The organism is Acidovorax sp. HMWF029 (assembly GCF_003060895.1).
Lineage (GTDB): Bacteria > Pseudomonadota > Gammaproteobacteria > Burkholderiales > Burkholderiaceae_C > Acidovorax.
On the sequence record NZ_QAIH01000006.1, the window covers coordinates 1 to 11,861 of the forward strand.

Below are 11,861 nucleotides of genomic sequence, written 5' to 3' on the forward strand. Positions count from 1 at the left end.
CCGCCGCGCCCCGCCCGGCCCTGGCCAAAACCCCGGCAGCACGCCCCGCAGCCTCGGCGCCCAAACCCGCAGCGGCCCTGCCGCCCAAGGCCAGCAGCCCCAAGCCTGCGGCAGACAACAACGACGACTGGGAATCCTTTTGAAGGTCTGACAGTGAACGGCTGAAGCAGGGGCTTCTCCGCGCGGATACCTTCGCACCCACGAAGCCAGCCACCGTATCCATCCCGCCGCCAAAAGAAAAACCCTGCCAGCTCACGCTGGCAGGGTTTTTTGATGGAGGCTTGCTCAGCCCCGGGAGCACCGGGGCCGCAGCCCACCAATCAGTCGGCTTGCTTGCGCAGGAAGGCCGGGATCTCCAGGTCGTCCATGCCGCCGGAAGACAAAGCATCCACGCGGGCTGCCGCCTGCGTGCGGTTGGTGCGCCACACGCTGGGCACCGACATGCTGCCGTAGTCGGCCTGCGCGCTGCCTGCATGGCCACCTTGCACACCCACCGCACCACCCAGAGTGCCCACACCTGCCACCGGAATCGGGTAGGCCATGTTGTCCGTGCCCGTGCGCAGCCCACCCTGCACCACCGAGATAGGCTGGCGGCGAGCGTTGGCGCGCGACAGGCCTGTGGCCACCACGGTCACGCGGATCTCGTCGCCCAGGGTTTCGTCGTAGGCAGCACCAAAGATCACATGAGCATCGGTCGATGCATAGGCGTTGATGGTGTTCATGGCCTGGCGCGACTCGGACAGCTTGAGACTGCCCTTGCTGGCCGTAACCAGCACCAGCACGCCCTTGGCGCCCGACAGGTCGATGCCTTCGAGCAGCGGGCAGGCAATGGCCTGCTCGGCAGCAATGCGCGCGCGGTCGGGGCCGCTGGCTGTGGCCGTGCCCATCATGGCCTTGCCGGGCTCACCCATCACGGTGCGAACGTCTTCAAAGTCCACGTTCACCTGGCCGTATTCATTGATGATTTCGGCGATACCACCCACGGCGTTCTTGAGCACGTCGTTGGCGTGCGCAAAGGCCTCGTCCTGGGTGATGTCGTCACCCAGCACGTCGAGCAGCTTTTCGTTGAGCACCACGATCAGCGAGTCCACGTTGGCTTCCAGTTCGGCCAGGCCGTCGTCGGCATTCTTCATGCGGCGGCCGCCTTCCCAGTCGAAAGGCTTGGTCACCACGCCCACGGTCAGGATGCCCATTTCCTTGGCCACGCGTGCGATCACGGGCGCGGCGCCGGTACCAGTGCCGCCGCCCATACCGGCAGTGATAAACAGCATGTGAGCGCCAGAAATGGCTTCACGGATGTCATCTACCGCCGCCTCGGCCGCATCACGAGCCTTCTCCGGCTTGCCGCCTGCGCCCAGACCGCTATTGCCCAACTGGATGACGCGGTGCGCCGAACTGCGCGTGAGCGCCTGTGCATCGGTGTTGGCGCTGACAAACTCCACACCCTGCACGCTGCGGGCAATCATGTGCTCGACGGCGTTGCTGCCGCCGCCGCCCACGCCGATCACCTTGATCTGGGTGCCCTGGTTGAATTCTTCGGCTTCGATCATTTCGATGGTCATCTTGGAGCTCCTGGTTCTAAATTCGTATGCAAATGCCAAATGGGAGATGGGGTATTGATGGGTGTAGTGCATGGCGGTCCTGTGCATCGCCATCGCTCTCGCGGTGTCTGATGGGGACTGCCGCGCGCCAGCCAGAGTGGGTACTTCATGGTCAGAAATTCCCCACGATGAAATCCTTGAAGCGGCCAAACGCAGTCTTCATGGAGCCGCTCTTCTGCGCCACCTTGAAGCCGCGCAGCCGGGCCAGCCGGGCCTCTTCCAAGAGTCCCATGACAGTGGCCGCGCGAGGCTGGGCCACCATGTCCGCCAGCGCACTGGAATACTTTGGAATGCCACGCCGCACGGGCTTGAGGAAGATGTCCTCGCCCAGCTCGATCATGCCGGGCATCACCGAGCTGCCGCCCGTGAGCACGATGCCCGACGACAGCACTTCTTCATAGCCGGACTCGCGCACCACCTGCTGCACGAGCGAGAAGATTTCTTCAACCCGCGGCTCGATCACACCGGCCAGCGCCTGCTTGCTGAGCATGCGTGGGCTGCGGTCGCCCAGGCCAGGCACTTCCACCTGCGCCTCGGGGTCGGCCAGCAGTTGCTTGGCGTAGCCGCTTTCGACCTTGATGTCTTCAGCGTCCTTCGTTGGAGTACGCAGCGCCATCGCAATGTCGCTGGTGATCAAGTCGCCCGCAATCGGGATCACCGCCGTGTGGCGGATCGCGCCGCCGGTAAAGATCGCCACATCTGTCGTGCCCGCGCCGATGTCCACCACCACCACACCCAGTTCGCGCTCATCGTCCGTCAGCACAGCCTGGCTGCTGGCCAACGGATTCAGCATGAGCTGCTCAACCTCCAGGCCGCAGCGACGCACGCACTTAATGATGTTCTCGGCAGCACTTTGCGCGCCGGTCACGATGTGAATCTTGGCTTCGAGACGGATACCGCTCATGCCGATGGGCTCTTTCACATCCTGCCCATCGATAACGAATTCCTGCGGCTCCACCAGCAAGAGACGCTGGTCGCTGCTGATGTTGATGGCCTTGGCAGTCTCGACCACGCGCGCCACGTCGGCCGAGGTGACTTCCTTGTCCTTCACGGCCACCATGCCGCTGGAGTTGAGGCCGCGAATGTGGCTGCCAGTGATGCCGGTGTACACGCGCTGGATCTTGCAGTCGGCCATCAGCTCGGCTTCTTTCAGCGCCTGCTGGATGCTCTGCACCGTGGCGTCGATGTTGACGACCACGCCGCGCTTGAGGCCGTTGCTGGGCGCCACGCCCAGGCCAGCCAGTTTCAGCTCGCCACCGGGCAGCACTTCGGCCACCACGGCCATGACCTTGGCCGTGCCGATGTCGAGCCCCACCACCACGTCTTTGTACTCTCTTGCCATATCAGCCTCTGCCCTTCTCTGTTCTGTCCCGCCGACCATCCCATCGCGAGCTCAGCCACCCCATGACCTGCCCCGCAACTTGTGTTGTCCTGCTGCCCTGCATCACATCACCTCCTGCGCACACCGCCGGTGGCGCCGGCCACGGCCCCTGCGGCATCGGGGATCACGGTGGCGACCCCCCGCAGCCGAAGCGCATAACCGCCAGCGTGGCGCAGATCAGCCGACTCCAGCGCATCCACACGCCGCCCGTACTGCGCCGCCACCTGGGTCAGCGTGCGCGTAAACCGCTGCGTGCGCTGGACCACTTCTTCCGGGGTTCCACCGCCCAACTCCACCACGGCATCACTGTCCAACCGCGCGCGCCAGCCACCCCGGCCGGTCAGCTCCAGCTCTTCCACTTCCAGCCCCAGCGGCCGGAACACGGGCTGCAACAACCCCACCATTTGCAATGCCTCGGCGGACGAGCCGTTGGGACCTATCAGGCGCGGCAGCCCTTCCTGCTCCACATCGCCCACGTTGGCCTCGAATACCTCACCATGGCTGTTGACCATGGCAGAACCGGATTCCGGCCCCCAGAACGCCACCGCGTCATGCTCCTGCAACTCCACCCGCAGGCTGGCCGGGTATACGCGGCGCACTTGGGCGCTGCGCACCCAGGGCACCTGCTCGAAGGCTTCGCGGGCAGCGCGCAGATCCACCGTGAAGAAGTTACCCACCAAGTGCGGCCCTACATTGGCCCGCAGCGTCACCGCGTTGTTGTGCACCAGCTCGCCCTGAACCACGATGCGCGCAATCGCAAAGCCCGGGTATCGAAGCACCCACCACGCCCCTGCTGCCAACACAGCCAGGGCGCAACCCACGAACAGGACCGACGCGGTCAGGTTCATGAGCTTGACGTCCAGGGGTGCAGGCAACGTGTGGGTCATCAGGCAACCTTTGGCCTGGCGGGCGTGTCCAGTGCCGCGCTCGCCAGGATGCGCAGGCAGAGCTCTTCGTAGCTGATGCCCGAAGCCCGCGCGGACATGGGCACCAGCGAATGCCCGGTCATGCCCGGCGAGGTGTTCATCTCCAGCAAGAAGGGCTTGCGGTCGCTGGCGCGGATCATCAGGTCGGCACGGCCCCAACCCCGGCAGCCCAGGGTGCGGTAGGCCTCCAGCACGATGCGCTGGATCTCGCGTTCCTCGGCTTCGGGCAGGCCGCTCGGGCACTGGTACTTCACGTCGTCGGTGAAGTACTTGTTCTGGTAGTCGTAAGCGCCATCGGGAGCCACGATGCGGATCACTGGCAGCGCACGGGCATCGGCGCCATGGCCCAGCACCGGGCACGTGACTTCTTCGCCGTCGATGAACTCTTCGCACAGTACGTCAGGGTCGTACTGGGCAGAGAGCTGCACGGCCTCCTGCATGTCCGAGTAGCCACGCACCTTGGTCACGCCGATGGAGGAGCCTTCACGCGGAGGCTTGACGATGAGGGGCAGGCCCAGCTCGTCGGGCACGGTGCGTACCACTTCGCGCTGCTGGCGGTCAGGCGCCAGCCACACGTAGCGCGGCGTTGGCAGGCCCTCGGCCAGCCACACACGCTTGGTCATGACCTTGTCCATAGCAATGCTGGATGCCATCACGCCCGGGCCGGTGTACGGGATGCCCAGCAGTTCGAGCGCACCCTGCACTGTGCCGTCTTCGCCATGTCGGCCATGCAGCGCGATGAAGCAGCGCGCATAACCGTCGCGCTTGAGGTCACCCAGCGCGTTCTGCGCGGGGTCGAAGGCATGCGCATCCACGCCGCGCGAGCGCAATGCCTGCAGCACGCCGCTGCCCGACATGAGCGAAACCTCGCGCTCGGCCGAGTCACCGCCCATGAGCACGGCCACCTTGCCCAGGGATTTCACATCAATATTGGAATCAGTAGAGGTCATACCGCGCTCCCCTTCAGCGCTTTAAGCTCATTATTTTGTAGCATATCAACCACCTTGCCCGGCACCGCCCCAATGGAGCCTGCGCCCATGCACATCACCACATCGCCATCCTTGGCGTTGTCAGCGATGGCCTGGGGCAAGTCGGCCACGTTGTCGATGAACACGGGCTCCACCCGGCCCGCCACGCGCAGTGCGCGCGCCAGCGATCGGCCATCGGCCGCCACCACCGGAGCCTCGCCCGCCGCGTACACCTCGGTGAGCAGCACGGCGTCGGCGTTGCCGATGACCTTCACAAAATCCTCGAAACAGTCTCGCGTGCGGCTGTAGCGGTGCGGCTGGAACGCCAGCATCAGGCGGCGGCCCGGAAACGCGCCGCGCGCGGCAGCCAGGGTGGCGGCCATCTCCACCGGGTGGTGGCCGTAGTCGTCGATCACGGTGAACTGGCCACCGTCCTTGGCGGGCAGGTCGCCATAGCGCTGGAAGCGCCGGCCCACGCCCTTGAAGCCCGCCAGCGCGCGCTGAACGGCTTCGTCGGGGATGTTCAGCTCCACCGCCACGGCAATCGCCGACAGCGCGTTGAGCACGTTGTGCTCGCCCGCGAGGTTGAGCACGATCTCCATATCGGGCAGCGTGACGCCGTTGCGCCGCTGCACCGTAAAGCGCATCTGCCCGGCCTCAGCCCGCACGTTGATAGCCCGCACCTGGGCGTCTTCCGAGAAGCCATAGCTGGTGATGGGGCAGGTCACGCTTTGCAGGATGTCGCGCACGGCGGGGCTGTCCACACACAAGATGGCCGTGCCGTAGAACGGCATGCGGTGCAGAAAGTCGACAAACGCGCCCTTGAGCCGGCCAAAGTCGTGGCCGTAGGTCTCCATGTGGTCGGCGTCGATGTTGGTCACCACGGCCATCACGGGCAGCAGGTTCAGGAACGACGCGTCGGACTCGTCGGCCTCGACCACGATGTAGTCGCCGCTGCCCAGCTTGGCGTTGGCGCCCGCGCTGTTGAGCTTGCCGCCGATCACAAAGGTCGGGTCCAGCCCGGCCTCGGCCAACACGCTGGTCACGAGGCTGGTGGTAGTGGTCTTGCCGTGTGTGCCCGCAATGGCGATGCCCTGCTTCAGGCGCATCAGCTCGGCCAGCATGAGGGCGCGCGGCACCACGGGGATCTTCTTCTCGCGCGCAGCCAGCACCTCAGGGTTGTCGGGCGTCACCGCCGTGGAGGTGACCACGGCATCCGCGCCATCGATGTGCGCCGCCGCGTGGCCCAGGCAGGTCTTGATACCCAGACCCTCCAGGCGGCGCAACGTGGCGCTGTCGGCCAGGTCCGAGCCCGAGATGCGGTAGCCCAGGTTGAACAGCACCTCGGCAATGCCGCTCATGCCCGCGCCGCCCAGGCCGACGAAGTGGATGTGGCGAATCGCGTGTTTCATGGTTGGGCCAACTCCTCGCAGGCAGTCACCACTTCGCGGGTGGCGTTGATTTTTTGCATTTTTTTGGCCTTCTGCGCGCTATCCACCAAGGTGGAGCGCTCTAAATTCAATAGCATTTGCGCGAGACCCTGGGGCGTGAGGTCGCGCTGCTGCACCAGCCAACCGCCCCCGGCATCCACGAGGAACTGCGCGTTGGTGGTCTGGTGGTCGTCCACGGCCGAGGGGAAGGGCACAAAAATGGATGCGGCCCCCACGGCGGCAATTTCGGTCACGGTGCTGGCGCCCGCACGGCAGACGATGATGTCGGCCGCAGCAAACGCGCTGGCTGTGTCATCGATAAAGGGCGTGCATTCGGCCTCGACCCCGGCGGCGGCGTAGTTGGCGCGGAGCTGGTCGATCTGCGTGGCGCCGCTCTGGTGGATCACCTGGGGACGCTGGTCGGCGGGCATCAGCGCCACGGCCTGCGGCACGATCTCGTTGAGCGCACGCGCGCCAAGGCTGCCCCCTACCACCAGCAGGCGCAGCGGGCCGGTACGGCCCGCAAAACGCTCGGCCGGGCCGGGCTGCTGCGTGAAAGCCGTGCGCAGCGGGTTACCCACCCACTGGCCTTGCTTGAACACATTGGGGAAGGCGGTGAACACCCGATCGGCCACACCGGCCAGCACCTTGTTGGCCATGCCTGCCACCGAATTCTGCTCGTGCAACACCAGGGGCTTGCCCGCCAGCACGCCCATCATGCCGCCAGGGAAGGTGATGTAGCCACCCAAGCCCACCACCACATCGGGCTTGACGCGGCGCACGACCTGCAGGGCTTGCCAGAAGGCACGCAGCAGTCGCAGCGGCAGCAGGGCCAGCGTCACGACGCCTTTGCCGCGAACGCCCGAGAAGTCAATCAGTTCGAGGGCGAAGCCGTGCGTGGGCACGATGCGCGACTCCATGCTGCCGGGCGCACCCAGCCAGTGCACACGCCAGCCACGCGAGCGCAGCTCTTCGGCCACCGCGAGGCCTGGAAAGATGTGGCCGCCGGTGCCGCCGGCCATGATGAGAGCAGTTTTCTGCGCGCTCATACGCGGCCTCCGCGCATCGAATGCTGCGCATTCGGCAGCGCTGGCGCGCTGCTGCAGCTTGTTTTGGTGAAAAAGCTTCTCATACGCGGCCTCCGCGCATGAGAAGCTTGTTTTCATAATCCACGCGCAAAACCACCGCCAAAGCCACCAGATTCATCAGGATCGCCGACCCCCCAAAGCTCATCAGCGGCAGCGTGAGCCCCTTGGTGGGCAAGGCGCCCAGGTTCACGCCCATGTTGATGAAGGCCTGAAAGCCGATCCAGATCGCCACGCCCTGCGCGACGAGGCCGGAGAACACGCGGTCCAGCGCAATGGCCTGGCGACCGATGTGCATGATGCGGCGGATCATCCAGAAGAACAGCACGATGAGCGTGAGTACGCCCACCAGGCCAAATTCCTCGCCGATCACGGCGAGCAGGAAGTCGGTGTGGGCTTCGGGCAGCCAGTGCAGCTTTTCCACGCTGCCGCCCAGGCCCACGCCAAAAACCTCGCCCCGCCCGATGGCAATCAGCGAGTGCGACAGCTGGTAGCCCTTGCCCAGTGCGTGCTGTTCGCTAAAGGGGTCGAGGTAGGCAAACACGCGCTCGCGGCGCCAGGGCGAGCTGGCGATCATGAGCGCAAAGGCCCCCACGAGCACGCCCGCGATCAGGAAGAACATGCGGGCATTGACGCCGCCCAGAAACAGAATGCCCATGGCGATCACGGCCACCACCATGAAGGCGCCCATGTCGGGCTCGGCGAGCAGCAGCACGCCCACGATGCCCACGGCCGCGCCCATGGGCAGCACGGCGCGGAAGAAGCGCTCCTTCACCTCCATCTTGCGCACCATGTAGTCGGCGGCGTAGACGAGCACGGCGAACTTGGCCACCTCGGAGGGCTGGAAACCGATGGGCCCGATGGATAGCCAGCGGCGCGCGCCATTGACCACCTTGCCCACGCCGGGGATCAGCACCGCCACCAGGAGCAACAGCGCCACCACAAACAGCCAGGGTGCCACACGCTCCCACAGCAGCATGGGCACCTGGAAGGCCAGCAGCGCCGCTACAAACCCTACGACCAGGTACATCATGTGGCGCGTGAGGAAGTGGGTGGGCGAGTAGTTGGCAAAACGCGGGTTGTCAGGCATTGCAATCGACGCCGAATACACCATCACCAACCCCCAGGACAGCAGCGCCACCACCACCCACAGAAGGGTCTGGTCGAAGCCCAGCACACTCGCTGGGGTGCTGGAAGACTGGCGATATTCTGTGCCGCCTACGCGCACGGGCAACACATCGGCCGCCTTGCCGGGCAGGCCACCAAACCAGCCGGTCAGGCGTTGCAAGAGGTTGCTGGCGGGTGCGGTCATGCCATGCCCTCCGCCGACTGCCCGGCATCGTCAGCCATGGCGCGCACGGTGTCGCAGAAAACCTGCGCACGGTGCTCATAGTCCTTGAACATGTCAAAGCTGGCGCAGGCGGGTGACATCAGCACTGCGTCGCCTGCGTGGGCGCGCTGGGTGGCCAGTGCAACGGCTTCGGGCAACGTGGGGGCGTCCAGCAACGCCACGCCGGCGTCCTGCAGCGCAGCGCGAATCAGCGGCGCGTCGCGGCCCATCAGCACCACGGCGCGCGCATACCGCGCCACAGGCGCAGCCAGCGGCGCAAAGTCCTGCCCTTTGCCCTCGCCGCCCAGGATGACCACCAGACGGCGCTCGGCGCCCAGCCCGACCAGGGCGGCCGCCGTGGCGCCCACGTTGGTGCCCTTGCTGTCGTCGAAGTACTCCACCCCGTGAATGATGGCCACGGGCTCCACCCGGTGCGGTTCGCCCCGGTACTCGCGCAGGCCGTACAGCATGGGCGCCAGCGGGCAGCCGGTGGCCGAGGCCAGGGCCAGCGCAGCCAGTGCGTTGGTGGCGTTGTGGCGCCCCCGGATGCGCAGAGCGTCGGCGGGCATGAGCCGCTGGATGTGCAGCTCTTCCTCCACCTCATTGCGGCCGCGCTTGCGGGTTTCGTCGGCGTCCATGGCGCGCACCAGCCAGGGCATGCCACTCACCACTTCGATGCCGAAGTCGCCCGGGCGCCGGGGCATGTCGGCACCGAAGGTGATGTGAGCACGCACCTGGGACTTTTGTAGCTTGACCTTGACGGGCGGGGGCAGCATGCCCATCACAGCGCTGTCTTCGCGGTTCAGCACCATGAGCCCGGTCTGGCCGAAGATGCGGGCCTTGGCGGAGGCATAGGCCTCGATGCTGCCGTGCCAGTCGAGGTGGTCCTGGGTGATGTTGAGTACCGTGGCCGCCGTGGGCTCGAAACCGGTGACGCCGTCGAGCTGGAAGCTCGACAGCTCCAGCACCCACACCTCGGGCAGCGTATCGGCATCCAGGTGCGTGGCCAGCGTGTCCAGCAGCGTGGGCCCGATGTTGCCCGCCACCGCCACGCTTTTACCGGCGCGCTCCACCAGCTGCCCGGTGAGCGAGGTCACGGTTGTCTTGCCGTTGGTGCCGGTGATGGCCAGCACCGCAGGCGCATACGCATGCGAGGCGCGCAATGCCGCCAGCGCATCGGAGTACAAGCTTAATTCGCCCCCTGCGCGCACCCCGCTTGCCTCAGCAGCTCCTAAAACAGGAGCAACCTGCTGTGGACTCAGCCCGGGCGAGCGATAGACGGCGTGCAGGTTCTGCCCCACCACCAGGCTTGCATCGAAGGCGCCTGCCACAAAGCGGACCTGGGGCATCTCCTGCTGCAACACGGGCAGTTGTGGCGGGGCCGCGCGGGTGTCGGCCACGGTGACCTGCGCCCCGCAGCGCACACACCAGCGCGCCATGGCCATGCCCGAGGCGCCCAAGCCCAGGATGAGGATGTTCTGGCCCTGCAGCAGTTGGGCCATGGCCTCCACAGCGCTGACAAGGGGCGCTGCGGGCAAGGTTTCTTCCTGCGCGTCCGCGCCTTGCACGACGTCGGGCTCGGCGGCGACTGGCCCTTCGGGCGAAGCCACCTCAGCAAAAATCTGCGCCACAAAATCGGCGGCGGCCTTGGCGGCCGAGATGGCAGGCACGGCCTCGGGGTTCCAGGCAGCGCTGGGAGTGCCGGTAGCTGGCACTGCGGGGATGTCAGCAGCGGGCGGTGGAACCTCTGCATCTGCCAACGCTGTCAGCTCGGGCGCGGCTTCGTCCTGCCGGCCCATGCCCGTATCCACACCAACATCCGCATCAGCGACTGGCTCGGCACTCACATCACCTGGCACGCCCACGCCCAGCCCCGCCTCGGTCGGCATGGCCTCGGGCACATCAGGGGTGCCAGGGAGGGTGGAAGGTTCGCTCGGGTTCATCGCAGTTTCAGGGTGGACAGGCCAATCAGGCACAGCAGCATGGTGATGATCCAGAAGCGCACGACGACCTGCGTTTCCTTCCAGCCGCTCTTTTCAAAGTGGTGGTGCAGGGGCGCCATCTTGAGCAGGCGGCGACCTTCGCCGTAGCGCTTCTTGGTGTACTTGAACCAGGTCACCTGCAGCATTACCGACAGGGCCTCGACCACGAAGATGCCGCCCATGATGGCCAGCACGATCTCTTGCCGCACGATGACGGCGATGGTGCCCAGCGCGCCGCCGAGGGCCAGCGCGCCCACGTCTCCCATGAACACCTGTGCGGGGTGTGCGTTAAACCACAGAAAGGCCAGGCCTGCACCCGCCATGGCGGCGCAGAAGATCAGCAACTCGCCCGAACCGGGGATGTGCGGGAAGAACAGGTATTTGGAGTACACCGAGCTGCCGGTGACGTAGGCGAACACGCCGAGGGCAGAGCCCACCATCACCACGGGCATGATGGCCAGGCCGTCCAGGCCGTCGGTCAGGTTCACGGCGTTGCTCGACCCCACGATGACCAGATAGGTCAGGACCACGAAGCCCAGCACACCCAGCGGGTAGCTGATCTCCTTGAAGAACGGCAGCTGCAGCCCGGCCTTGGGAGGTAGGTCGAGAGAGAAGCCGGACTGTACCCACTCCACGAACAGCTCCCATACCTTGGCGTTGGAGCTTTCGGAAATGCTGAACACAAGATACAGCGCGGCCACCAGGCCGATGATGGACTGCCAGAAGTACTTCTCGCGCGAGCGCATGCCCTCTGGGTCCTTGTTGACGACTTTGCGCCAGTCATCCACCCAGCCGATGGCGCCGAAACCCAGTGTGACGATGAGCACGATCCACACGAAACGATTGGACAGGTCAAACCACAGCAGGGTCGAGATCGCGATCGACAGCAGGATCAGCACCCCACCCATCGTGGGCGTGCCGCTCTTGGACAGGTGCGACTGCATCGCGTAGCCCCGGATCGGCTGGCCGATCTTGAGTGAGGTGAGGATGCGGATCACCCTGGGCCCCGCCACCAGGCCGATGAGCAGCGCCGTCATGGCCGCCATCACTGCACGGAAGGTGAGGTACTGGAAGACGCGGAAAAAGCCGAACTCGGGCGACAAGCCCTGCAGCCATTGCGACAGCATCAGCAGCATGGGGCACCTCCGACCAAGGCAG

The 11,861-nt window shown here is 65.8% G+C and carries 9 protein-coding genes; all 9 read right to left on the reverse strand.

What is annotated here, in order from left to right; translation table 11 throughout:
• Positions 1-320 precede the first annotated feature (320 nt).
• The 9 genes from ftsZ to mraY all read right to left on the reverse strand — a co-directional run bounded on the left by ftsZ (position 321) and on the right by mraY (position 11,839).
• Complete coding sequence (ftsZ, locus tag DBR12_RS00385) at positions 321-1,562, reverse strand: cell division protein FtsZ (RefSeq protein WP_108615439.1); 1,242 nt, start codon at positions 1,560-1,562, stop codon at positions 321-323.
• Positions 1,563-1,713: 151 nt separating this feature from the next.
• Positions 1,714-2,943: a cell division protein FtsA gene (gene ftsA / locus DBR12_RS00390; protein WP_063460085.1), complete on the reverse strand. Its 1,230-nt coding sequence runs from the start codon at positions 2,941-2,943 to the stop codon at positions 1,714-1,716.
• A gap of 107 nt (positions 2,944-3,050) precedes the next feature.
• Complete coding sequence (locus DBR12_RS00395; protein ID WP_108615440.1) at positions 3,051-3,869, reverse strand: cell division protein FtsQ/DivIB; 819 nt, start codon at positions 3,867-3,869, stop codon at positions 3,051-3,053.
• Entirely contained in the window at positions 3,869-4,858 is a 990-nt protein-coding gene (locus DBR12_RS00400; RefSeq protein ID WP_108615441.1) for a D-alanine--D-alanine ligase, read from the reverse strand. Before DBR12_RS00400 ends, DBR12_RS00395 begins: the two co-directional genes overlap by 1 nt.
• Positions 4,855-6,288, reverse strand: coding sequence for a UDP-N-acetylmuramate--L-alanine ligase (gene murC, locus DBR12_RS00405; RefSeq protein ID WP_108615442.1), 1,434 nt, complete (start codon positions 6,286-6,288; stop codon positions 4,855-4,857). The genes DBR12_RS00400 and murC overlap by 4 nt, the downstream gene beginning before the upstream one ends.
• Complete coding sequence (murG, locus tag DBR12_RS00410; protein ID WP_108615461.1) at positions 6,285-7,355, reverse strand: undecaprenyldiphospho-muramoylpentapeptide beta-N-acetylglucosaminyltransferase; 1,071 nt, start codon at positions 7,353-7,355, stop codon at positions 6,285-6,287. Before murG ends, murC begins: the two co-directional genes overlap by 4 nt.
• A gap of 79 nt (positions 7,356-7,434) precedes the next feature.
• Entirely contained in the window at positions 7,435-8,703 is a 1,269-nt protein-coding gene (gene ftsW, locus DBR12_RS00415) for a putative lipid II flippase FtsW (RefSeq protein WP_108615443.1), read from the reverse strand.
• Positions 8,700-10,664, reverse strand: a complete 1,965-nt coding sequence (murD, locus tag DBR12_RS00420) for a UDP-N-acetylmuramoyl-L-alanine--D-glutamate ligase (RefSeq protein WP_233244229.1) — start codon at positions 10,662-10,664, stop codon at positions 8,700-8,702. The genes ftsW and murD overlap by 4 nt, the downstream gene beginning before the upstream one ends.
• A complete protein-coding gene (gene mraY / locus DBR12_RS00425; RefSeq protein ID WP_108615444.1) occupies positions 10,661-11,839 on the reverse strand; it encodes a phospho-N-acetylmuramoyl-pentapeptide-transferase in 1,179 nt (392 codons plus the stop codon). Before mraY ends, murD begins: the two co-directional genes overlap by 4 nt.
• Positions 11,840-11,861: the final 22 nt, after the last annotated feature.

Bases quoted from the DNA above. Each gene is read 5' to 3' on its own strand.
- ftsZ (WP_108615439.1), bottom strand. From the start codon at position 1,562: ATGACCATCGAAATGATCGAAGCCGAAGAATTCAACCAGGGCACCCAG.
- ftsA (WP_063460085.1), bottom strand. From the start codon at position 2,943: ATGGCAAGAGAGTACAAAGACGTGGTGGTGGGGCTCGACATCGGCACG.
- DBR12_RS00395 (WP_108615440.1), bottom strand. From the start codon at position 3,869: ATGACCCACACGTTGCCTGCACCCCTGGACGTCAAGCTCATGAACCTG.
- DBR12_RS00400 (WP_108615441.1), bottom strand. From the start codon at position 4,858: ATGACCTCTACTGATTCCAATATTGATGTGAAATCCCTGGGCAAGGTG.
- murC (WP_108615442.1), bottom strand. From the start codon at position 6,288: ATGAAACACGCGATTCGCCACATCCACTTCGTCGGCCTGGGCGGCGCG.
- murG (WP_108615461.1), bottom strand. From the start codon at position 7,355: ATGAGCGCGCAGAAAACTGCTCTCATCATGGCCGGCGGCACCGGCGGC.
- ftsW (WP_108615443.1), bottom strand. From the start codon at position 8,703: ATGACCGCACCCGCCAGCAACCTCTTGCAACGCCTGACCGGCTGGTTT.
- murD (WP_233244229.1), bottom strand. From the start codon at position 10,664: ATGAACCCGAGCGAACCTTCCACCCTCCCTGGCACCCCTGATGTGCCC.
- mraY (WP_108615444.1), bottom strand. From the start codon at position 11,839: ATGCTGCTGATGCTGTCGCAATGGCTGCAGGGCTTGTCGCCCGAGTTC.